The organism is Parasediminibacterium paludis (assembly GCF_042651445.1).
Classification (GTDB): domain Bacteria; phylum Bacteroidota; class Bacteroidia; order Chitinophagales; family Chitinophagaceae; genus Parasediminibacterium; species Parasediminibacterium paludis.
Window position 1 is genome coordinate 173,828 of record NZ_JBHSDC010000003.1, and the last position, 24,636, is coordinate 198,463.

The window sequence follows — 24,636 nt, forward strand, 5'->3', positions numbered from 1 at the left end:
ATTAATGAATACAAATAACACATTAATATTTCAATTTTTCAAAGAAATATACAATAACTTCTATGCATTATCTTGTTGACTGTCTGATGATGAGTTCTGTATCCATCACTTTTGTTTCAAAATTGGTGATGGGTCTTTTACTTTCTATCAGTTCTAATAAAAAATTAGTCGCTGCTTCGCCCATTTTAAACGCTGGCTGGCGTACAATAGACAAAGGTGGGCTTAGCAATTCGGTTAATTCCGAATTTGAAAACCCTATTAATGCAATATCATCTGGTATTTTAATGTTTCTGGCCTTAAAATAACGCAAACAACTGGTTGTTATTTTATCGGTTGTAGATAAGACCGCATCGGGCTTTTTATCAAGCATGAATAATTTATCTAATGCTTTTTCAACCTCTTCGTATACCAAACCACCGTGGGGGCAATATTCTATTAAAGCTTCATCTAATTTAAGTCCATTGTCTTTCAAAGCTTTTTTATACCCTTCAATACGTGATTTAGTAATTAATAAATTTGTTGCATTAGATATATTTGCTATTCTTTTGTAGTTTTTTCTTATTAAATGTGTTGTAGCATCGCAGGCGCCTTGGCTATTTGTGATAACTTTATGTGTTTGAATTTCGTCTACTACTCTATCAAAAAATACAATCGGAAAGCCCCTGTCGTGCAATTTTGTGAGATGTTCTAAGTCTTTTGTTTCTGCAGAAATTGAAATGATTAAACCGTCTATAGACCGTGACGCTAAATATTGTAGGTCAAGTACTTCTCTTTCGTACGATTCGTGACTTTGCGATATAATAACATTATAACCTCTATCGTAGGCCACACTTTCTATACCATTAATGACTTGCGAAAAATAGCTATTGGCAATCTCACAAACAATAACACCAATTGAGCGGCTGCGTTTTTCTTTTAAACTTAAGGCAATGGGATTAGGACGGTAGTTTATTTTTTTAGCGTAATCGAGTACTATTTTTTTGGTATCGTTACTTATTTCATAACTATCTCTTAGTGCTCTAGACACAGTAGAGGTAGATAGGCCTAATGCTTTAGCTATATCCTTAATAGTAACCGCTTCAAATTTCATTTCAGGCAAGAAAATTATTAAGCCATAAAATTAATCCTTTTACACGGTAATAGACCGTATTGATTTTAGTAAACGATATCGGGAACGATTGCGTAAAAAATAGACCACTATGTACTCCTTACAACTGAATATCTGTCTAATATTGTTGTTCTAAATTATAGTGATATTAGACGTATTCGCGCTAGTATTACAAATTAAACGTTCTCGCTGTATGAAAAAATGTCTCTATCTCATTGCCCTCCTATGCTTTATTTCGTCCTGCATTTGGGCACAAACTACAAAAACAATTAGCGGTAAAGTAGTAGATAGTAGCGGTAGGGTTCTGCCTGATGCTAGTGTATTAATTACAGGTACCAAAATAGGTACTAGAACCGATGCTAATGGTAAATTTACAATTAAGTATTCCAATGATGGGAAAACGCGTTCGCTAACAGTTAGTTATGTTGGTTATGCAACTACAACTGTTGCTATAAAAAGCGATGATATTACTATCAAATTAGGTAAAGCAAACGATGTGGCTGCCGATGAAGTTGTTGTTATTGGTTACCAAACAGTAAGAAGAAAAGATGTGTTAGCATCTGTATCTTCTGTAGGTGCTAAAGATTTGAAAGATGTACCTATTAACTCTGCTGCAGAGGCCTTAAATGGTAGATTGGCAGGTGTAACGGCAACAACTGCCGAAGGCAGTCCCGATGCTGATGTACGAATTCGTGTTCGTGGCGGTATCTCTATTTCTCAAGATAACTCACCGCTATATATTATAGATGGTATTCAGGTTGAAAATGGGTTGTCTAATATTTCGCCACAAGATATTCAATCTATTGACGTATTGAAAGATGCGGCTGCAACAGCTATTTATGGTGCTCGTGGTGGTAACGGTGTTATTATTATTACCACTAAAAGTGGAAAACCTGGCAAATTGCAAGTTGCTTACAATGGTAATATCGGTATAAAAAATCTTGCTAAAAAATTAGATGTCATGAGTCCATACGACTATGTTATCTATCAGTCAGAGAGAGCGAGAGGAAGTGCTACCGATAGTACTAATTTTCTTACAAATTTTGGTAGTACTTGGGATACTTTAAGTAATTATAAAAATGTTTCACCAGTTGACTGGCAAGGACTAGCATTTGGTTTAACAGGTAGTTCGCAAACACACAATGTTACTGCGTCTGGTGGTGACAAAAAATGGATTTATAATTTCGGTTACACCTTCAACGATGATAAAGCAATTGTACTTAACTCAACGTATAAAAGACATATTGTAAATTTTAAAACTGAGTATAAGGTTACTGAAAAACTAAAAGTGGGTGGTAGTTTCAGGTATACTAATCAAAACGTATTTGGCGCAGGTGTATCATCCGATCAAGGAACTGCCTACAACAGATTGCGTAACGCCATCAAATACAGACCTTTTCTTTCGCCTTCACAGGATGTGACCCAAGCCGATCCACTTGCCGATCCTAATGCAGGTAATGGTTTATTGTTAATTAATCCGCTACAATTAAGTAACTCCGAATTCAGACAAAAAACTACTGACGCATTAAATTTTACTGCGAATGTGTCTTATATAATTAATAAGCATATTACGTTCCGTTCTACGTTTGGCTATGATTCTAAATCATTAGTTGATAGGCAATATAGCGATTCCTTAACACCTTATTCAGTGATTCAAGGTGGTAAAAAGCCAATCTTAGAATTGGATACCACAAAAACAACAACTGTTACCAATTCAAACGTATTCTCATATTCATACAAAGGTTACAAGGGCAAACACGATATTGATATCTTGTTTGGTGAAGAAACCTACGACTTGAAAACAGATTTACAACAGAGTATTTTTAGAAACTTTCCAACATTTACTAGCCACAATGATGCCATAAATAACACCACTTTAGGCTCATATTTTACAGGCTATCCACGTCTTACAAAATCACATTATACCAATTTGTCATTCTTTACAAGATTGAGTTATGGTTATAAAGACAAATATTTGTTCTCATTCAATTTAAGAGCTGATGGTGCTTCTAAATTTGGTGATGGAAACAAATGGGGTTATTTCCCAGCTGCCTCATTTGCTTGGCGAGCTAAAAATGAACGGTTCTTGAAAAATGTGAACTTCATTAACGATTTGAAACTAAGAGCAGGGTATGGGGCTGTGGGTAACAATCGAATTCAAGACTATTTATATATTACAACATTTAGCAATAATGGTGGATACTATTATGGGCTTAATGGTCAAGCTGTTAATGCTTATTATTCTAACAGTTTGGTAAATGGGAATTTAAAATGGGAGTCAACTATTAATCGCAACGTTGGCTTGGATTTAGCCATCTTAAAAAATAGAATCAGCTTGTCAGTAGATTATTATCAAAATACTTCAAGTGATTTATTATTAAATGTACCTATCGCTTCAACCTATGGTTATGCGCTACAATTACAAAATATTGGTAAAACATCTAATAAGGGTTTTGAAGTTCAGTTAAGCACCGTGATTCTTCGCAAAAAGAATAATCTGAGCTGGACTGCAACTTTTAACCTATCTAATAATAAAAATAAAATTGAAGCACTTGGTGTAGGTCAAAAGTATTTTTATCCAGCAGCTAGTTGGGGTGTTTCTGGTCAGCCAGCAGATTATATTGAAAGAATTGGTGATGCTGTAGGTTCTATGTGGGGCTTGGTTACAGATGGTTTTTACAAAGTAGATGATTTTAACTATGCCAATGGGGTATATACTTTAAAATCTGGTGTGGTTTCAGACGCAGGTATCATTGGCGTTGTTCAGCCAGGTTCTATTAAGTTTAAAGACTTGAATGGCGATGGTAAAATAGACCTTGATAATGACAGGAAAATAATCGGTAATCCTACACCTAAGTTTACTGGTGGTTTGAGCCAACAATTTACTTACAAACAATGGGATATGAGTGTTTTTGTAAATTTCTCAATAGGTAACGATATATATAATGCTAATAAAATAGAACTAACCAATGCTTATACCGTTGATGCCAACATGTTAAATATTATGAAAGACCGTTGGAAAGTGGTAACGCCAACTGGCCAAACGGCACAATGGTTAAATGGTACAACTGTAATGGGTATTGCACCAGATCAATTAGCAGCATTAAATGCCAATGCACAGATTTGGCAGCCATTAAGAAGTGCTGGTGCTTTCTATCCACATTCATGGGCTATAGAAGATGGATCTTTCTTACGCTTAAACAACGTAACTATTGGCTACTCATTACCAGCAAAACTATTGGCAAAAATTAAAATGACTAAAATAAGATTATACGCTACTGGTAACAACTTGGCAATACTTACTAAATACACAGGTTACGATCCTGAAGTAAGTGTAAGAAGTAGTGGTTTAACACCTGGCTTAGATTACTCAGCTTATCCAAAAAGTAGAAGCTTTGTATTTGGTGTAAACGTAACATTTTAATAATAGATTCAAAATAGCGATATGAAAAATAAATATTTCCATTTTCTAATGATGATTTGCGTCATGTCATCATTAGGCAGTTGTAAAAAATATCTTGACCAACAACCTATTACAGAAGTAGGAACATCAACAGTATTTAGTAGTGTAGATGGCGCCTACAAGGCATTGATTGGAGCTTATAGCCGTTTAGTTGGTGATGCTGGCTACGGTATACGTTTAAGTTTATATTATACAGTTGATACAGACGAATCTCAAGGACCAACAGGTGCTAGCGATAATGATAGACGAGATATTGCAAGGTATGCTGCAACATCTAGTAATGCACAAATCGTTAATCCATTTAATCAATTATTTCAAGGTATTGAATATTCTAATATTTGTATAGCAAATATTCCCCAAATGAGTTTGTATACAAATGGTACAGACCAGCAAAAGAAACAGCTGCAGCGGATGTATGGCGAAGCGTTAACACTTCGTGCTACTTATTACCTTGAAGCTATTAGAAATTGGGGCGATTTACCGGCACATTTTCAGCCAGCTTATGCGTTGGCAGCGAGCGATCCGTTTCCAAGACGTGTTGATAGAGATACGCTATATGAAAAATTATTGGATGATTTAAAGACCGCTGAAACGCTTGTTCCTTGGCGCAATGATGTCACATCAATTGGTGATCAAGTAGACGAACGTATTACAAAAGGTGCTGTAAAAGCATTACGTGCAAGAATTGCGTTATATAGAGGTGGTTGGGCATTAAGAAGTGACGGAACCATGAAGCGAGGTTCTAATTATTTAGCTTACTACCAAATAGCTAAAGATGAGTGTAACGATATTATTACTTCAGGTCAGCATACGTTAAACGCAAGTTACTTAAACCTATGGAAGAACCAAGTAGGAGCAAAAGTATCTACCGATCCCAACGGTGAGTTGATGTTTCAGGTTAGTGGCTTTGGTTTAACTGGCGTAGAAGATACCAAACTTGGTTATTATGATGGCCCAACCATAACGCTAGGTACAACTACTTATGGTAATAAAAGTATTAACGTATTGCCTACTTACTTTTACACTTTCGATTCTACAGATACAAGACGTGATGTAGCATGCTGTTTATATAATATCACACAAGCTTCTGCTAGTGCTCCATTAATTAAAATTGGTCAACCTATTACCGCCTTAAATGATGGTAAATATAGAAGGGATTGGGTGAGTCCAGCTATAGATCCTGGCAGTTATGGTACACAATATTTAGGCTTAAAATGGCAAATTATGCGTTATTCAGATGTGTTGTTAATGTACGCAGAAGCTGATAACGAAATTAGTGGTGGTCCTACCGCTGCGGCTTATAGCGCTATTAATCAAGTTCGCCGCAGAGGTTATGGTAAACCAATTACAACACCAGATGCAACCGTAGACTTACCAAGTAATTTAGACAAATCTGGATTTTTCAATGCTATTGTAAAAGAGCGTTCATTAGAACTTGGCGTTGAAGGTTTGCGTAAATATGATTTAATTCGTTGGAATTTATTAGCACAAACCATCGCTAATACCCAAGCTGCATTACTCGCTATGTCTACAAGTTCGGGTGTTTATGCTACATTACCTACATCTATGTTTTTCAAAACGGCGTCTACCGCTGATGATAAAACTTTATGGGCGAACTCATTTTATGTAAAAGCGCCAACTTCTACACCTGCTGGTACTACAAAAGTAGTTTGGGTAGGGGCAACTATAAACACTACCTCACTTGCGAGATTTGCCACTGGCTTTATAACTGGTAAATCTGAATTGTTACCAATTCCTCAGGCGGCAAGGGATGCAAATCCGAATTTTACGCAGAATCCTGGCTATTAGTCATTTATAAAATAAGCTGATATATGTATCGGCTTATTTTATTTTTATAAAAACAATTTTCTTTCTAACAATTAAATTTTATCGGCTAGTATTTACCTAATCGCTTTGATGTAATTTTCTGTAAATCAATGCAATGATACATTGGGACTCAATCTTTTGTCTATTGCGTAGATGCTTGCTCAAATATCGATTGCCTAAAATCACTCACAATAAAAAAATCATATGAAAACATTTATTACTTCCGCATCAAAGGCATTGTTTTGCCTATTTTTTGCTACGATGTTTGCACAAATTGCAAATGCACAGTACAATAAAACAGTGGCAAAGGATGGTTCGGGTGATTTTACAACTCTCCAAGCTGCAATTGACGCTGCACCTACTACTGCAACTGCAGCCTCGCCTTGGGTTATTTATATTAGAAATGGAAAATACAGAGAGAAAATAAACATTCCATCTACTAAGCCATATATTCAAATTGTTGGTGAAAGTGTTGCCAATGTTTTTGTTTATTATGATGATCCTGCAACAATTTTAGGTACGCAAAACTCTGCAAGTTTTACCATTAATGCATCGGACTTTACTGCTGTTAACATCACATTTGCCAATACTTTTGGTGATGGCTCGCAGGCAGTTGCTGTTTTGGTAAACGCTGATAGAGTAGCTTTTAAGAATTGTAGGTTAATGGCTAACCAAGATACATTATATGTAAAAGGTAGTGGTGTGCCGCGTTCGTATTTTAAAAACTGCTATATTGATGGTAATATAGATTTTATATTTGGAAGCTCTGTTGCCGTTTTTGATTCATGTGTTGTTTATGCAAAATCCAAAACTGGAACGGGGGCATCATTCATGACTGCTGCTAATACACCTGCAGGTCAAGCTTATGGGTTTACATTTAGAGGCTGCGTAATACCTGCCAATACTGGTGGTACTAGTTATTATTTAGGCCGTCCATGGCCTAGTCCGAGTGAAGCACTTACTAATCAAAAGACAATTTACTTGAATTGTACATTGCCGTACACTGTAAATCCTGCAGGTTGGAGTACTTGGGATGCTAATACTATCACAAGCAATATTACCTACGCAGAATTTCAAAGCAAAAAAACCGATGGCTCGGCGGCCGATGTGAGCCAAAGAGTGAGCTGGTCTAAGCAATTTAGTGCTACCGACACAATTGGTTACAATTTACCTAATATGCTAAGTGGCTGGGATCCAAATACAACTAGGGCAGATTTTGCAACTTATGTACCTTCACCAATTGCTGTAGCGAATTTTACTGGTATAAAAGGCACGTCTACCTCTGTGTTTAACTGGAACATTAGCTGGCCAATGACCGCAATAAAATATGAGCTGTTCAGAAGTAGTGATAAAGTAGCTTTTACAAAAGTTAATGAACAAACTTCAGTAAATGATACCGCAGTTAATTTTACATATTCAGAAAGTATTCCACCACCAGGTCAAACATATTATTATTATATAATAGCATCCAAAACTGGTTATGCCTCTCATACTACCGACACCGTTGCTATTTCTAGTACCCCTACTATTGTTACTACAGGTACGCTTGGTAGTTTTTCACAAGGTGTGGGCATCCCTTCCAATACACAAGCATTTGTAGCATCCGGTACTTCATTAACCAATGATATTGTTATTACGGCACCTGCTAATTTTGAGATTTCATCCAATGGCGGTGCCACTTGGAACAACAGTAGCACACCTTTAACATTAACACAAACTTCTGGTAATGTGTCTAATACTACTATCAGTGTGAGACTTAATGGTACAACGGCTGGTAGTTATTCTGGTAATATTACACTTACAAGTACTGGTGCTGCGAGTGTAACAGTACCAGTTACTGGTATCGTTCAGGCGACACCGCTCACGGTTTCTACGATTCTTGAGTATTGGCCATTAACTACTAATAATCAAGATAGTGCTGCGGTTCGTGCTACGGGTATCGTAGCTACAACGCCTACCTTAAATAAATTAGTTACTGCGGATGGTTCTGTATCGGGTGTAACTGCTTATTCTGCAACTTATGGTCAGGCTTATGCTGCTTCAGCAGCAGGTTCATGGACTACTGGTTCAGGCGGGCCTGGCGGTAATTTGAATAGAACAAACTATGAAGAGTTTACTGTAACAGCTGCAGCAGGTTATACAGTACGCTTAGATTCTATTATTTTAAACAACTCTTTTTACAATACTTCTAGCAATACCAAGCTAGCAATTGTATATTCAAAAACTGCTTTCACAACAGCCGATTCTACCGATGTTCCTGGTGCAGCATTTGGTACACCATTATCGCTTATAAATGAAACATCAGGTACGAATGCTAATTTCAGATTGGCAGTAAATGGTGCGACTGGTATTACCATTCTTTCGGGGCAAACACTGAACTTCAGAATATATAATAGCTGTGGTAGCTCTAATACAGGGCGATACGGAAAGTTAAAGAATGTATATGTTGTAGGTTTATCTACACTCAACCCTGTAGCGGGCGATTTTCAGAGTCATCAAAGTGGTGATTGGACGAATTTGGCAACATGGGAGAGATACGATGGCACTAATTGGGTTACCCCTGCGCCGGCATATCCTGTATATAATAATTCTGGTATAACTTCTATTTTAAGTGGTCATACTGTTACCATTTCTGCAACATTGGCAAATGGTTCGGGTTATATACATCTTACAAAAGTTAAGCAAGGTGGTCAGTTAATTGTAAGTGCTGGTGCTAATTTGAATATTGCCAATGATGGTGCGCCATCTACTGCAACTACCGACTTACAGATAGATGGAACTATGACAGTAGCAGGCTCAATGGGTACAAACGGTAATGTTTCCACTGTTATTAATGGGACATTTGTTTACGCTGGTACAGGGTTTAATTTTAGTAATGCGGGTGATAGTGTATTTGTAAATAATGGAGCCACTTATCAGCATAACGCTAATAGTAATCTTACGCCAAACGTTATGAAATGTCAGGCTGGCGCAACACTTTCTATAACAGGGATTACAAGCAATCAAACTGGAATTTTTAAAACTACTTCTATTTATGGTAATATCATTTGGAACTGCCCATCACAAGCTAACTATTACGCATTTAGAAATACACTAAATGCAACCAATGTGCTTGGTAGTTTTACTGTTGCTAACACAGGTACTACTTATATTTCATTTGTAAATGCTACTGGTAAAGTAAATTTTCCAGGCGGTTTTTACCAAACTGGTGGCACTGTTAACTTCAGAGAATCTGGAACCATTATTGATACATTGGCAACTGCTTCAGATTTTAATATATCTGGCGGTACTTTTTTATCTAATATGGGTACTGGTACTAATTTGGATGTAGAGTTAAATGGTGTAAGTAAAGTGATTAACTACGCTGGTACTAATGCCAATAATACCAAGTTTAATGTAAATGGTAATTATAGTTTAACCTCTAATTTAACCTTACCAAACGCAGGTTTTGGTGTGGTTGTAAATGGTAGTTTAAATTTAAACACATCTGTTATTAGTGGCTCTGGTGATGTTACAGTATCCAATGGTGCTAGTATTACTACTGCAGCACTTTCTGGCCTCAATGGCAATATAACTAACTCGGGTTTAAAGTCTTTAAGCACGACAGCTAACTATATTTTTAATGGCTCTGCAGCGCAAGTTACTGGCACACTGCTACCTGCTATTGTCAACGCTTTAACCATCAACAACGCTTCTGGTGTTGCACTTAGTAGTAGCACGGCAGTTGTAGGAGGAGTATTAACGCTTACTTCAGGTAATCTACAATTAGGGTCAAGTACACTTAGTACTTCTTCTATAGTTGGTGCATCTGCAACCAATTATATTATTACAGATGGTACAGGCGGTATTAAATTAAATAATGTAGCCACAGGAAGTAATATTTTCCCTGTTGGTACATCTGCAACTTCCTACAATCCTGTAACTATCAATAATTCTGGTACCGCCAATAATATTACTGTATCTGTTAAAAATACATTTGATAATGCTGTGCCATCAGCAACACAAGTAGTTAATAAACAGTGGACTATTACGCCAGATGCAACGGGCTCAAATATTGCTGCAACATTTAGTTGGCTTACAGCTGACCAAGCATCTGGATTTAATCCTGCATCTGCGATTTCTGTTATTCGTTATAATGGTACAACTTGGGTTGGTAATAATGCAACTATTACAGGTTCTGGCGTTAGCGCAACACCATATGTAGCTAGTGCAAGTGGTATTACAGATTTTGGCACTTTCACAGTAATTAATACTAGTGTTTTGCCATTAGTGTTACAATCGTTTAATGCCGCACTTGATATCGACAGAGTTAATTTAACTTGGGTAACATCAAACGAAATCAATACCCAATCTTTTGAGATTGATAAAAGTACGGACGCTAATAATTTCTACCCGATTGGTGTGGTAAATAGTAATAATTCGAGCGCAATTAATACTTATGGATTTACTGATATGTCACCTTTAGATGGTGTGTCTTACTATCGTTTAAAAATGATTGATAAAAATGGAACATTTACATATAGCAAAACAGTAAGTGTTACAAAGCAGCTAAGTGTAAAATTGAGTACTTATCCAAATCCAGTAATTAATATACTAAATATTGCGCATTCAAAAGCATCAAAAAATGCCTCGCTTAAAGTAATATCTTTAAATGGAAGTATTCTTATATCCAAACAATTATTAGCTGGTACAACACAAACTTTCATTGACTTTAGCAGATTTATTTCTGGAAGCTATTTAATTGTATTTGATGATAATGAAATACATGAAGTGTCGCGTTTTATAAAACTATAATACCCCTTTATAGATGTGATTGCTACACCCTAAAAAGTGTAGCAATTTTTTTGGTTTGATAGCCTTTGGGAACGATTGCGTAGTATCCTGCTTTATAGTGAAGTAAAATTGTTGTAATAAATTTCCTTTGTACCATCTAACAATAAAACACAGCTATCATGAAAAGAACTTCTACACGGTTATCACTTTTACTACTATTTGTAGCTTTCGTATCAAATGTTTTTTCGCAAAAAGTATTTAGATCTGTAACTTCTGGCAATTACAATGCTTATTCAACTTGGGAAATATCCACAACAGGTCCTAATGGCGGATTTACTGGAGCAACCTCGGGTACAACCGCTGGTATTAATTACCCCGATACTTCTGCCGATGTTATTATTCAAAGTGGTCATACTGTAAAACTCACAAGTACCCAAAATTTAAAAAATCTTACTATTAATGCTGGTGGTTCGCTAATATCAGATGGCACATCAAGAACTTTAAGGCCTTATCATGGTTATGGATTGGTAATTACGAATAATGGCATGCTTGGCGGTTTAACAACAGGGCCCGATGCGATTGTTTTAGAAGCCTATGGTTCTGATACAAGTTCTCATGGCTTTACATTAACGGGTACTGGCGTTACACAAATTAATAGAATCCGCATAGCTGGGGGTCAGCCAAATATTAATGTTGTCATAGATCAAAATGTAACACTTACCCAGTCGGCTAACTATGCTTTGACAACACTTTATAACCCAACAGTTGTAGATAATAATGTAATTACCATAAATGCAGGAAAGACCGTTACCTTATCTGCTGGTACTGGTTATTTTCATAATGGCGCAAATAGCACCACTGCTGCTGGAAATTATACGTATAACATCAATGGAACACTTGACTTGAGTAATTCTACTGGTAATGTCAATATTACACCATTGGGCAGTCCAAGTTCTGTAGTAACGCTTAATATTAATGGCACGTTAAAGTTAGGTTCAGGCGGTTTTAACTGTGATACAAGTGCTGGTGGCCCTACTTCATATGGTAAAGTAGTAATAAATGTAAATAATGGTGGTACTATCGATGCCACTCTTGCAAATGGTACCTTTAAAACAGGTGTAGGCGTTGGTCAGTATTTTATACTTTCGGGCACTGGCAGAATAAAACGTAGCGTTGGTGCTACTGCAACTTTATTTCCGGTAGGTACTTCAAGTACTAGTTACACACCTGTAACACTTACTAATACAGGTACTACAGATAGCTTTAGTGTATCTCTGAAAAATACGTTTGATAATGCACCTGTTCTTCCCAATTCAGTTGTAAATAAGCAATGGACAATTAATAAATTGGGTACGCAAACTGTAAATATTACTGCTGGTTTGGGTTGGCTTGCAGCAGATGAAGGTTCGTCATTTGTAAGAACAAATACAGTTAATTTAATGCAATATACTGCTGGTGCATGGTCTAATTTTGGATTAGTAAATCCTACTGTAACGGGAAGTGGAACGGTTGTTGATCCTTATTTTGCCTCTTCAAATGGCTTTACAACGTTTGGTAATTTTGGTGTTACAAATGGCACTATTTTGCCAGTAAAATTTGCCAATATTTCTGCCAATAAAGTAAGTGGCATAGTTAAAGTAAGCTGGAATATTGAGACCGAAATCAATGCCGCTAGCTATACTGTTGAACGTTCTGTAGATGGTGTTAGTTTTATTGCTATCGGTACAGTTGTAGCTTCCAATGCTGGTACCTACAACTTTATAGATGCTTCGTCAGCAAGTGCTACAAATTACTACCGCATTAAAGCTGTTGATAGAGACGGTTCTTTCGCTTACAGTGCTGTTGTTACTACTGCTGCTGATATTACCACTGCTGCTGTAAACGTGTATCCAAACCCGATTATAAACAAGCAAGTAAGTGTGCAATTATCAAATCTAATTAAGGGTAGCTACAACATTGAACTCTTTAACAATTTAGGTCAGGCAATATTGTCTAAAGCCATTCAATTTGACGGTGGTACAACAACATTTAGCTTGCAATTACCTATTAGCTTGAATGCAGGTTTATACAGATTATCTGTAAGTAATGATGCGACTCGAATTAATAAAACAATTAGTGTTCAATAAAATAAATGTGAGTCACACAAATTAAGAAGCGAGTGCCACTGGTACTCGCTTCTTAATTTGTTTTAGTTTGCATTATGTAAAATATAATAAGAATGAAATTACCACTTTTATGTTTGGGTATTTTTGTTACAATAATGATACATGCACAACCTAAAGTTGTTATAGTATCACAAAGCGGCAATGCCGATGTAACCACTGTACAGGCTGCATTTGATGCGGTGCCTGTAAATAATCAAACACCAATTACTATTATGGTGAAGAATGGTATCTACAAAGAAAAATTACATCTTGACGCAGGTAAAAACTTTGTAACACTTGTCGGTGAAAGTGCAGAGAAAACCATTCTTACTTACGATGACCATACTGGTAAAATTGGGGCAGATGGTGCTGTGATTAATACTAGAACATCTTATAGTTTTTTATTAAAGGCTAATGATTTTACAGCTAAAAATATCACCTTTCAAAATGATGCAGGCTTTACAGCAGGGCAAGCTGTAGCTGCTGAAATGGATGGCGATAAAGCTGCATTTTACAATTGCCGTTTTATAGGCTTCCAAGATGTATTGTTTACCAACAACGATAGTAGTAGGCAATACTATAAAAACTGTTATATAGAAGGTACTACCGATTTTATTTTTGGCTCTGCTACGGTTTGGTTTCAACAATGTCATATTCACAGCAAAAAGAACTCTCACGTTACCGCAGCATCCACACCTGCCAATCATCCTTTTGGCTATATATTTAACAAGTGTACATTAACTGGTGATACAGGTTTGCATGGCGTTTCTCTAGGTCGTCCTTGGCAGCCTTATGCGGCAGTTGTTTATCTTAATTGTAATATTGATTCGCATATTTTACCCGAAGGCTGGCGCAACTGGAACAACACAGAGAACTACAAAACTGCTCGCTTTGCAGAATATAAAAATACTGGCTTAGGTGCTGAAACTATCAACAGAGTGACATGGGCAAAACAGTTATCGGATGAAGAAGCAAAAAGCTACACCATCCAAACCATATTTAGCAATTGGATGCCTAAAGAATAAATTTCAAAATAATATGTACAAAAAGCTTTGTCTTTTGCTTTTTTGGGCAGTTGGTAGTTTACAAGCTATTTCACAAAGCCTATCTGTATCTAAAGTTTGGATGGTAGACAATGGTAACGGTACTTACAAAAACCCTATTATTCATGCCGATTATTCTGATCCAGATGCGATACGTGTTGGTGACGATTTCTACCTTGTGGCTTCATCTTTTGAAGATATACCTGGCTTACCAATTTTGCATTCTAAAGATTTAGTGAATTGGACAATTATTGGTCATGCCTTGTTAAAACAACCACCTTATAATGTATTTTCTAAGCCGCAACATGGTGGTGGTGTGTGGGCGCCAAGTATTCGCTTTCACAACGGCGAATTTTACATTTATTATCCAGACCCTGACTTTGGTATTTATCTGGTAAAAGCAAAAAATCCTGCTGGTCCTTGGTCTTTACCGGTTATGGTTGAGGCTGGTAAAGGTTTAATAGATCCATGTCCTTTGTGGGATGATGATGGTAAAACCTATTTGGTACATGCATATGCAGGTAGTCGTGCTGGTATTAAAAGTATTTTAGTCGTAAAGCGTTTAAGTGACGATGGTACAAAGGTTTTAGACGATGGTAAGCTAGTATTTGATGGCCATGAGACAGACCCAACTGTAGAAGGTCCTAAGTTTTATAAACGCAATGGCTATTACTACATTTTTGCACCCTCGGGTGGTGTTTCTACAGGTTGGCAAATAGCGTTGCGTTCTAAAAATATTTACGGTCCTTACGAACGTAAAGTAGTGTTAGCGCAAGGTGCGTCTATTACCAACGGACCACACCAAGGTGCTTGGGTTACAACGCAAACTGGCGAAGATTGGTTTTTACATTTTCAAGATAAAGGCTTGTATGGACGTATATTACATTTACAACCTATGAAATGGGTAAACAACTGGCCAGTAATGGGTGTTGACAAGGATGGCGATGGTATTGGCGAACCTGTTTTAGTGTATAAAAAACCAAACGTTGGCAAAACCTATCCAATAGCTACTCCTGCCGAAAGCGATGAATTTAATAGCAATACTTTGGGCTTGCAATGGCAATGGATGGCTAACCCAAAAGCTACTTGGGCTTTTACCAATATTAGCAATGGCTCGCTGCGATTATTCTCAGATAAAACGGATAGCATTGCTAATCTTTGGGGCGCACCAAATGTGTTGCTACAAAAGTTTCCTGCCGAAGAATTTATGGTCACTACCAAGCTTACATTTAACCCAAACCCAAAACTAGAAAATGAAAAAACTGGGCTAACAATCATGGGTTTTAGTTATGCCAGTATTGGTTTAAAAAGTAAGAATGACGGTATTTATTTATTACACACTTTGTGCAAAGATGCGGACAAAGGCAAGCCCGAAAAAGAGATAGAAATTATGAAAGCACCCTCAGCTACGGTGTACTGTAGAGTGTCGGTAATTAAAGGTGGCTTGTGTCAGTTTGCTTATAGTTTTGATGGAACAAACTTTACAAAAGTGGGTGACGTATTTACCGCAGAAGTGGGGCGATGGATTGGTGCGAAAGTGGGTATTTTCTGCACTAGACAAACACAAATTAATGATTCAGGTTTTGCCGATTTTGATTGGTTTCGAGTAGCGCCCATTCAGTAGATATTTTATGGTGTAAGCTTTGGTAGCGCTTATCAGCATTGGTTGCGTCGCACACTTGATCAGTTGTCTCTTTGTTCATCTATAGCCACAATTAATACTATGAAATCTATTTTTTGCATTGCCTTTATTTGTCTTGTTGCTGGTACTGTAAACGCACAAGAAATAATACCGCTTTGGCCGCAAGGCAAAATGCTTAATACAAAAGGCTTGGCTCTTAAAGACAGTATTGTAAACGAGAGAGCCATACAAATAGCTAGTCCTTACATGTATGCTTTTTTACCTTCTAAAGATGATAATACTGGTGCGGCTGTCATTATATTTCCTGGCGGTGGTTACCACCATATTACTTACAACTTGGCGGGCTTTCAAGTGGCTAAGTGGTTTAATACAATGGGCATCAGTGCATTTGTAGTTAATTATCGTTTACCCACTTCACCTGATTTAGTACAAAGAGAATTAGCGCCACTGCAAGATGCTCAAAGAGCCATTAAACTTGTGAGAGCGAATGCAACTAAATGGGGCATTAATCCTGCAAAAATTGGTGTGCAAGGCTCAAGTGCAGGTGGTCACTTAGCTGCAATGGCTGGCTGCTTTACAAAAGATATGTCTATTATTAATGATACACTCGATACCGTATCTGCGCATCCTAATTTTATGATTTTGGTGTCGCCAGTAATAACCATGGGTAAAGACGCACACAAAGGCAGTAAAACCAATCTACTAGGCGACACACCATCGCAGCAATTAATCTATGACTATTCTGCTGAGTTACATGTAACAACTGCCACACCAATTTGCTTTATTGCCGATGCGTTTAATGATAAAACAGTTCCACCCATTAATAGCTTGTTATTTTACAAGGCTTTGCTTGAGAAAAATATTTCTACCAGTTTTCATGTATTTCCACAAGGTGGGCATGCCATAGCTATGAACAATAATTTAGGTTCTACTGAGCAATGGAAAGCCTTGTGTGAAGCTTGGTTGAAAGAGATGGGGTTTGTAAATACAACAGTTTCTAAATAAGGCCAGCGATGATCAATAAAGAACTAAACGCTCCAGTGTGCGACGCAACAAAAGATGATAAAAGTGCTACTGCTGGTTACATAAAAAAAGCAACAGCATTATTAACGCTGTTATTGTTGCTAGGACAAATAGTGATAGCACAATATAATCCACCAGGGCCGCCTTATCCTACACAATTCAATGTAGCACTTGATGGTAGCGGCGATTTTAAAACCATCCAAGAAGCAGTAAATAGCGTGAGAGATTTATCGCAAGTGCAAGTGAGAATTTACATTAAAAAAGGGGTTTACAAAGAAAAGTTGGTGATACCAAGTTGGAAAACCAATATTTCGCTTGTTGGTGAGGATATAGATAGTACCATTATTACGGGCAACGATTACTCGCAAAAGCCATTACTGACAAAAGATAATACTGGTGCTACCAAGTTTAGCACTTATACATCGTACACAGTGCTAATACAAGGCAATGATATTGCTATTGAAAACTTAACCATACAAAATACTGCTGGCAGAATAGGGCAGGCTGTGGCATTGCATGTAGAGGGTGATAGGTTTATGATAAAGGATTGTAAGCTGCTTGGTAATCAAGATACCTTGTATGCAGCTACTGAAAATAGCCGTCAGTACTACAAAAACTGCTATATAGAAGGTACTACTGATTTTATTTTTGGTGAAGCCACTTGTGTGTTTCAAAGCTGCACAATAAAAAGCCTGACCAACTCATTTATTACAGCCGCTTCTACAAGGCCTAATCATCAGTTTGGCTTTGTATTTTTTGATTGTAAACTAATTGCTGATACAGCGGCTAAGAAAGTGTATCTCGGTAGGCCTTGGCGGCCAAATGCCAAAGTGGTCTTTATTAATACTGAAATGGGTAGCCATATTGTAAAAGAAGGCTGGGATAACTGGCGTAATCCTGACAATGAAAAGACAGTTTTATTCGCAGAATATAATTCAACTGGTGAGGGCGCAAATGCAAGAAATAGGGTAAAATGGGGTAAACAATTGACTAAAACGGAAGTAAAAAATTACAATTTGCGAAACATTTTTAAGGCCACTACCATGTGGTTACCTGCTTATAACTAAATGGCAACGTTTGCGTAAATAAATGGCACTATTGGGCTTCTAAAGCGGTTTAGTGTTTAGCATTGTCGTCTAATTTTACGTCTAAACGATTTTAGCTTTATGAAACGTTGTTTATTGATATTTGCCTCGTTAGTTACGATTTCTAGTGTGATGGCGCAAGTTACATTGCTTCCAGTGCCAGTTCCAAAGTTCAAGAAAGATACTTTTAATATTGTACAATTTGGCGCTAAATCTGACGGCTTGTTTTTAAACACAAAAGCCATCAATGATGCGGTAAATGCTTGTAGTAAAAATGGTGGTGGTGTCGTGTTAATACCCAATGGTTTTTGGTTAACCGGCCCAGTAGTTTTGCAGAGTAATGTAAATTTATACTTAAGTAAAAATGCGTTACTACAATTTACTGCTGACAAAACACAATTCCCTTTAATAGAAAGTTTCTGGGAAGGCGTAGCCGCAGCCAGAAATCAATCACCTATATCTGCTACTAATGCAACAAATATTGCAATTACAGGTGCAGGTATTATAGATGGCAATGGCGACGTATGGCGTGCGATTAAAAAAGATAAACTCACAGAAACACAATGGAAAGCGAAACTAGCAAGTGGTGGTGTTTTATCTGATGATAAAAAAACTTGGTTTCCTTCAGCGTCATCTCTTAAGGGATCTATAACTAAAGATGCTGGTGTATTAAATGGTAATAAAACAGCAAAGGATTTTGAAGATATTAAAGATTTTTTGCGTCCGAACTTATTAGTATTTACCAAGTGTAAAAATGTATTATTAGATGGCGTAACCTTTCAAAATTCACCTGCTTGGAACTTGCACCCTTTAATGTGTGAGAATTTAACTGTAAGAAACGTGTACGCTAAGAATCCTTGGTATGCACAAAATGGTGATGGTATAGATATTGAAAGTTGCAAAAATGTGTTGCTAGAAAACAGCACATTTGATGTAGGTGATGATGGTATTTGTATCAAAAGTGGTAAAGATGAAGAAGGTCGTAAACGTGGCATGCCTACCGAAAATGTAACTGTGAGAAATTGTGTGGTATATCATGCACACGGCGGCTTTGTAATAGGTAGCGAAATGAGTGGTGGCGCTAAAAATATTAATGTTACTAACTGCACATTTATAGGTACTGATATTGGTTTGCGCTTTAAAACCACAAGAGGTAGAGGTGGTATAGTTGAAAATATTTACTGCGATAATATTAACATGAAAGATATTGTTGGTGAAGCAATTCTGTTTGACATGTATTATATGGCTAAAGATCCTGTGCCATTAGCTGGTGAACAAAGAGATGCACCTAAAGTAGAACTATTACCAGTTACAGATGCAACACCGCAGTTTAAAAATTTCTTGGTTAAAAACATCGTGTGTGATGGTGCTGAAAAAGCGGTGTTTATAAGGGGCTTACCAGAAATGAGTATTAAGAACATCGCTATGGAAAATATGGTTATTAAAGCTAAAAGAGGCATTATTTGTGAAGAAGCTGATGGCATCTCATTTAAAAATGTTCAGTTGATAGTTGCTGAAACAAACCCTGTAGTGGCTATTCAAAATAGCAAAAATATTGCTTTCGATAAGTTGGACTATAATAGTAACGCAGACTTATTATTTAGCATTAAAGGTGTTAACTGTAAAGCGATTACTGTTGTAAATAGTGATGGGTCAAAAGCAAAAGCTAAGGTAGAATTTTCTGCAGGTGCAACAGATAAGGCATTGATGATTAAGTAATCTAAACGTTGCAGTGTGCGACGCAACTACTGCTTAATTGAAATACAAAAGCTAGTTACAAAAATGAAAAAACTAATTATCATAGGGCTTTTTTGTGTGGGTTTAAAAGCTGCAGCACAAGCTGATTATAGCGCAAAGCTTGCTAAAACAGCTATGACATTGTGGGCTGATACAAGTGCCATCAGCCCAAATCATTTACCCCAAAAATGGAGCTACGATATGGGGGTGGTTTTAAAAGGTATTGAGGGATTGTGGTTGAAAACTGCAGATAAGCAATATTTTGATTATATGCAAAAGTGTATAGACTTTTTTGTAGATGATAAAGGTGTGATAAGAACCTACAAAAGGGAAGATTACAATATAGACAATGTGCTGTGCGGTAGAATTTTATTGACACTTTTTAAAGTAACGGGTAAGGATAAATATTATAAAGCTGCAGCCACTTTACGTGACCAGCTAAATACACAGCCTCGTACGAAAGAAGGTGGTTTTTGGCATAAGAAAATATATACCAACCAAATGTGGCTAGATGGCTTGTATATGGGCGAGCCTTTTTATGCTGAATGGTCTACAAACTTTGGAGACACTGCTGCTTACAATGATATTGTGAATCAATTTGCTTGGATGGAAAAGCATAGTAGAGATGCAAAAACGGGTTTGCTATACCATGGTTGGGATGAAAGCAAAGAGCAACAATGGGCTAATAAAACAACTGGTGCTTCGCCTAATTTTTGGGCAAGAGCCATGGGCTGGTATGGGAATGCATTGGTAGATGTAATAGAGCAAATACCTGTATCCTACAAAAAAAGAGATACGCTGGTAACTATTTTAAAGCGATTTGCAACTGCCGTACAAAAAGTACAAGATACCAAAACTAGTTTGTGGTACGATATACTAGACAAGCCTACAGGTAAAGGCAACTATTTAGAAGCTTCTGCAAGTTCAATGTTTGTATATGCTTTGGCAAAAGGTGTACGCCTAGGTGTTTTACCAGCTTCTTATTTGAACGTATCTAAAAAAGGCTATGACGGCATTTTGCAAACATTTATTGAAACTGATGCCAATGGTCAGGCCAACTTAAAAGGCACAGTAAGTGTGAGTGGTCTTGGTGGTAAACCTTACAGAGATGGTAGCTACGACTATTATATGAGTGAGAAAGTCATCGTAAATGATCCTAAGGGTATAGGCGCATTTATTCAAGCGGCTAATGAAATGGAATCGATACCTGCATTAACCATTGGTAAAGGGAAAACTGTAACACTAGATCATTACTACAATAGCGAAGTAAAAAAAGATATTATTGGCGTAGAAAAACCATTTCACTACGTATGGGAAGAAATGGATAATAACGGTTTCTCTTTATTGGGGCATGTTTTTAATAGTTATGGTGTAAAAACAGAAACTTTATTTTCAGCACCAACTTCTACCAATCTCAAAAAAACTGATATCTATTTAATTGTAGATGCGGATGATTTAGCAGATAATCCTAAACCCAACTATGTTACAGAGAAAGACGCACAAATAGTTTATGATTGGGTAAAAGCTGGTGGCGTATTGATTTTATTCCATAATGATAAACCTAATGCTGAGTTTGAACACTTTAATATTTTAACTGAAAAGTTTGGTATCCATTTTAATGAGGACAGCCGTAATCATGTAACGGGAGCGCAGTTCGAAATGGGAGCGTTTACGTTTTCTGCAAATCAGCCTGTGTTTACAACCGCAAAAAAAGTATACCTAAAAGAAATTAGTACCCTAAAATTATCTGCACCAGCTATAAGCATTTTTAACGATAAAGGTGATGTAATAATGGCGGTAAGTAAAGTAGGTAAAGGCGCTGTATTTGCAGTGGGCGATCCTTGGGTGTATAATGAATATACCGATGGCAGAAAACTGCCTGCTGATTTTGACAATTTTAAAGCAGCCAATGATTTGGTGAAGTGGGCTATCGAACAAACTAGAAAAAAATAGCTAAGTAGTTCATGAAAAATAGTAATAACATATTATTTATTGGGTTGATAGCAGTTTTGTTACTAACAAACAGTACCATTCATTCTCAAGATTTGGTAGCTGATAATATGTTGCTATTTCAACGCAGCTATGGTGGTTGGCCGAAACATTTTGAAGAAAAAGCCATTAATTACAAAAGAGACTATACAGTAGTAGAAAAAGCGACAATAACCGATGACATCGGTAGAAATGATGCCACCATTGATAACGATGCTACAACCAAAGAGATTTGGTATTTAGCAAAAGCATATAAAGCATTTAAGAATCCTAAGTATTTAGTAGCTGTTGAAAATGGTATTCGCTATTTGCTTAAAGCGCAGTACCAAAATGGTGGTTGGCCGCAGTTTTATCCGGATTCTAGTTTGTATAGAAGTGAAATTACTTACAACGATAATGCCATGATAAACGCCCTGAAAGTGTTGCAAGATGTAGTACTTAAGCGCAATAATTTAGATATTGTAGATACTTCTTTAATAGCCCCATCAAAAGCGGCAGTAGAAAAAGGCATTGACTGTATTTTAAAAACACAGATTCGAGTAAAGGGTAAGCTAACGGTTTGGTGCGCGCAGTACGATGCAGTATCATTAAAACCCGCAAAAGCTAGAACCTTTGAATTGGTATCGTTAAGTGGTAATGAAAGTGTAGGTATTGTTGAGTTTTTAATGGAACAGCCCTATCCATCCCAAGCGATAAAAGACGCTATCAATAGCGCAGTAGCTTGGTTTAATGCAGCTAAAATTGTGGGCTACAACTTTGTTGACATACCTGCACCAGGTACACCAAAAGGAAAAGATAGAGTATTTGTTCAAGATCCCAATTCTACCATTTGGGCTAGGTTTTATGATATAGATACCAATGAACCTTTTTTCTCAGGGCGAGATAGTCAAAAGAAAAAATACGTAAAAGATATAGAATATGAAAGGCGTAATGGCTATGCTTGGTATGGTACTTGGCCTGCACAATTATTAGCGAATAAATACCCTAATTGGGTTTTAAAAAATCAATAAATGCGCTGTCGAAAAAAACATATTATCTATTGTTTATTACTGATTGCAATTGTTCTTTTGCAGCAAGGCTTGTTGTGTGCACAAAACATTGTAGTAGATGCCACTGGTAAGGGAAATTTTAGAAGTATTCAAGCAGCTATTAATAGTTTATCTGACGATGCTACAACTCCTAGAATTATTTTCATTAAAAATGGGATATACAAAGAGCAGGTATTTATCTCAAAAAATAATATTGTTTTAAAAGGCGAAAGCAGAACAAACACGATTCTCACACAAGCCATTGCGAGAGATGCTTTTCGCTGTACGCACTATGATGATTGGGGTGTTGCAACGCTTAATTTAAAAGGTAATGATATTACATTGTTAAATCTTACTATTCAAAATACTTATGGTTTTGACAACATTGGAAGTGTTACGATCCCTTGCCCTAATGATACTGTTACACATTCAAAAGTTGTAAAAAATGATGGCCACCAAATGGCACTTCGCAGTTTTAACACTACCCGTTTAGCCGTCATTAACTGCTTGCTTAAAGCGTATGCTGGCGATACGGTAAGCCCTTGGAACCTTGAAGATGGTTTGTTTTATTTTAAAGATTGTACCATGGAAGGCGGTGTAGATTTTTATTGCCCAAGAGGTTGGGCTTATGCAGAAAATTGTGTGTTCATAGCACATACAGGGCTCGCAAGTATTTGGCACGATGGTTCTAAATATGATGATGCTAAAACAGTACTAAGCAATTGTTCTTTTAAAGGTTTTGATGGTTTTAACCTCGGTCGTTATCATAAAGATGCCCAGTTTTATTTGTTGAATTGTGTATTTGCAGATAATATGAAAGATCAAAATATTTATCGTGTACCAACTAATAATACGATTCAGTGGGGTGAAAGAATTTACTATTTCAATTGCCACAGAAAGGGTGGCGACTACAAATGGTTTGCAGATAATTTACAAACAGCAAAGGGAGCGCCAAAGCCTACTGACATTACTGCAGAATGGGTATTTAATAGTAAATGGAACGCTTTAAAACAAATATTAGCAAATGTTAACTAAGCCGCTGTCTATATTATTAGTAACACTTTATTTGTTGCTGCCACAGAAACACACAACTGTGTATCTGATTGGTGACTCTACTATGGCCAATAAACAACCGAACAAATTTCCTGAAACTGGTTGGGGTATGCCTTTTAGTAACATGTTCAATGCCGATGTTACAATTGATAATCGCGCTATGAATGGTCGAAGCACCAAGAGTTTTATGAACGAAAAACGTTGGCAACCAATTGTAGATGCACTAAAAGAAGGTGATTATGTTTTTATACAATTTGGGCATAATGATGAGAAGATAGATAAGCCCGAAGTAGGTACTTCTATCGAAGTGTTTAAAACCAATTTGATAAAATATATTACTGAAACTAGAGCTGCGAAAGCAAATCCAATATTATTAACGCCGGTCAATAGATGGAAATTTGATAGTCTTGGCCATTTTCAAGATACGCATGGCGCTTACCCAGATGCAGTGAGAGAGGTAGCCAAAACCTATAACGTACCATTAATAGATATGTACCAAAAATCAAAAATATTGATGGAAAATATTGGTGCCGAAGCGTCGCACAAATGGTTTAATCAGTTAGAAAAAGGCGAACATCCTAATTATCCTGAAGGTATAAAAGATAATACTCATTTTAATGCTATGGGTGCGCAACAAATGGCCGATTTAGCAGTAGAAGGCTTAAAAGAACTGCATATTGATTTGTATAAACAACTAGTAAATAATAAATAGACCGAATAA

Annotated in this window: 14 protein-coding genes; 13 read left to right on the top strand and 1 reads right to left on the bottom strand. The window is 36.8% G+C overall.

What is annotated here, in order from left to right:
* Positions 1 to 67: 67 nt before the first annotated feature.
* Positions 68 to 1,090: a LacI family DNA-binding transcriptional regulator gene (locus ACFOW1_RS04490; RefSeq protein WP_379012521.1), complete on the bottom strand. Its 1,023-nt coding sequence runs from the start codon at positions 1,088 to 1,090 to the stop codon at positions 68 to 70.
* A 211-nt stretch (positions 1,091 to 1,301) separates the two neighbouring features.
* Here ACFOW1_RS04490 and ACFOW1_RS04495 point away from each other — a divergent pair, with 211 nt between their 5' ends.
* From ACFOW1_RS04495 to ACFOW1_RS04555, 13 genes are all read left to right on the top strand, one after another.
* Complete coding sequence (locus tag ACFOW1_RS04495) at positions 1,302 to 4,532, top strand: SusC/RagA family TonB-linked outer membrane protein (RefSeq protein WP_379012522.1); 3,231 nt, start codon at positions 1,302 to 1,304, stop codon at positions 4,530 to 4,532.
* 21 nt (positions 4,533 to 4,553) lie between these two features.
* Positions 4,554 to 6,380, top strand: a complete 1,827-nt coding sequence (locus ACFOW1_RS04500) for a RagB/SusD family nutrient uptake outer membrane protein (protein ID WP_379012523.1) — start codon at positions 4,554 to 4,556, stop codon at positions 6,378 to 6,380.
* Between the two features lie 222 nt (positions 6,381 to 6,602).
* The gene (locus ACFOW1_RS04505) at positions 6,603 to 11,192 is read left to right on the top strand and encodes a pectinesterase family protein (RefSeq protein WP_379012524.1); all 4,590 of its coding nucleotides are present in this window, start codon (positions 6,603 to 6,605) and stop codon (positions 11,190 to 11,192) included.
* Between the two features lie 158 nt (positions 11,193 to 11,350).
* Entirely contained in the window at positions 11,351 to 13,297 is a 1,947-nt protein-coding gene (locus ACFOW1_RS04510) for a T9SS type A sorting domain-containing protein (protein ID WP_379012525.1), read from the top strand.
* A 92-nt stretch (positions 13,298 to 13,389) separates the two neighbouring features.
* A complete protein-coding gene (locus ACFOW1_RS04515) occupies positions 13,390 to 14,340 on the top strand; it encodes a pectinesterase family protein (RefSeq protein ID WP_379012526.1) in 951 nt (316 codons plus the stop codon).
* Positions 14,279 to 15,982: a glycoside hydrolase family 43 protein gene (locus tag ACFOW1_RS04520; RefSeq protein ID WP_379012527.1), complete on the top strand. Its 1,704-nt coding sequence runs from the start codon at positions 14,279 to 14,281 to the stop codon at positions 15,980 to 15,982. Before ACFOW1_RS04515 ends, ACFOW1_RS04520 begins: the two co-directional genes overlap by 62 nt.
* 99 nt (positions 15,983 to 16,081) lie before the next feature.
* Positions 16,082 to 17,005, top strand: coding sequence for an alpha/beta hydrolase (locus ACFOW1_RS04525; RefSeq protein WP_379012528.1), 924 nt, complete (start codon positions 16,082 to 16,084; stop codon positions 17,003 to 17,005).
* A gap of 8 nt (positions 17,006 to 17,013) precedes the next feature.
* Positions 17,014 to 18,090 (top strand): pectinesterase family protein, encoded by a 1,077-nt coding sequence (locus ACFOW1_RS04530; RefSeq protein ID WP_379012529.1) that lies wholly within the window; start codon positions 17,014 to 17,016, stop codon positions 18,088 to 18,090.
* Between the two features lie 99 nt (positions 18,091 to 18,189).
* Positions 18,190 to 19,827, top strand: coding sequence for a glycoside hydrolase family 28 protein (locus ACFOW1_RS04535; RefSeq protein ID WP_379012530.1), 1,638 nt, complete (start codon positions 18,190 to 18,192; stop codon positions 19,825 to 19,827).
* A gap of 63 nt (positions 19,828 to 19,890) precedes the next feature.
* A complete protein-coding gene (locus ACFOW1_RS04540; RefSeq protein ID WP_379012531.1) occupies positions 19,891 to 21,798 on the top strand; it encodes a glycoside hydrolase family 88 protein in 1,908 nt (635 codons plus the stop codon).
* Between the two features lie 11 nt (positions 21,799 to 21,809).
* Positions 21,810 to 22,844 carry a pectate lyase gene (gene pelA / locus ACFOW1_RS04545; protein WP_379012532.1) on the top strand — a complete coding sequence of 345 codons (1,035 nt, stop codon included), beginning with the start codon at positions 21,810 to 21,812 and terminating at the stop codon, positions 22,842 to 22,844.
* Positions 22,845 to 23,897 carry a pectinesterase family protein gene (locus ACFOW1_RS04550; protein WP_379012533.1) on the top strand — a complete coding sequence of 351 codons (1,053 nt, stop codon included), beginning with the start codon at positions 22,845 to 22,847 and terminating at the stop codon, positions 23,895 to 23,897.
* The gene (locus tag ACFOW1_RS04555; protein ID WP_379012534.1) at positions 23,887 to 24,627 is read left to right on the top strand and encodes a rhamnogalacturonan acetylesterase; all 741 of its coding nucleotides are present in this window, start codon (positions 23,887 to 23,889) and stop codon (positions 24,625 to 24,627) included. Before ACFOW1_RS04550 ends, ACFOW1_RS04555 begins: the two co-directional genes overlap by 11 nt.
* Positions 24,628 to 24,636 lie beyond the last annotated feature (9 nt).

Excerpts from the sequence above, each read along its gene's own strand:
- ACFOW1_RS04490 (WP_379012521.1), bottom strand. The coding sequence starts at position 1,090 with ATGAAATTTGAAGCGGTTACTATTAAGGATATAGCTAAAGCATTAGGC.
- ACFOW1_RS04495 (WP_379012522.1), top strand. The coding sequence starts at position 1,302 with ATGAAAAAATGTCTCTATCTCATTGCCCTCCTATGCTTTATTTCGTCC.
- ACFOW1_RS04500 (WP_379012523.1), top strand. The coding sequence starts at position 4,554 with ATGAAAAATAAATATTTCCATTTTCTAATGATGATTTGCGTCATGTCA.
- ACFOW1_RS04505 (WP_379012524.1), top strand. The coding sequence starts at position 6,603 with ATGAAAACATTTATTACTTCCGCATCAAAGGCATTGTTTTGCCTATTT.
- ACFOW1_RS04510 (WP_379012525.1), top strand. The coding sequence starts at position 11,351 with ATGAAAAGAACTTCTACACGGTTATCACTTTTACTACTATTTGTAGCT.
- ACFOW1_RS04515 (WP_379012526.1), top strand. The coding sequence starts at position 13,390 with ATGAAATTACCACTTTTATGTTTGGGTATTTTTGTTACAATAATGATA.
- ACFOW1_RS04520 (WP_379012527.1), top strand. The coding sequence starts at position 14,279 with ATGAAGAAGCAAAAAGCTACACCATCCAAACCATATTTAGCAATTGGA.
- ACFOW1_RS04525 (WP_379012528.1), top strand. The coding sequence starts at position 16,082 with ATGAAATCTATTTTTTGCATTGCCTTTATTTGTCTTGTTGCTGGTACT.
- ACFOW1_RS04530 (WP_379012529.1), top strand. The coding sequence starts at position 17,014 with ATGATCAATAAAGAACTAAACGCTCCAGTGTGCGACGCAACAAAAGAT.
- ACFOW1_RS04535 (WP_379012530.1), top strand. The coding sequence starts at position 18,190 with ATGAAACGTTGTTTATTGATATTTGCCTCGTTAGTTACGATTTCTAGT.
- ACFOW1_RS04540 (WP_379012531.1), top strand. The coding sequence starts at position 19,891 with ATGAAAAAACTAATTATCATAGGGCTTTTTTGTGTGGGTTTAAAAGCT.
- pelA (WP_379012532.1), top strand. The coding sequence starts at position 21,810 with ATGAAAAATAGTAATAACATATTATTTATTGGGTTGATAGCAGTTTTG.
- ACFOW1_RS04550 (WP_379012533.1), top strand. The coding sequence starts at position 22,845 with ATGCGCTGTCGAAAAAAACATATTATCTATTGTTTATTACTGATTGCA.
- ACFOW1_RS04555 (WP_379012534.1), top strand. The coding sequence starts at position 23,887 with ATGTTAACTAAGCCGCTGTCTATATTATTAGTAACACTTTATTTGTTG.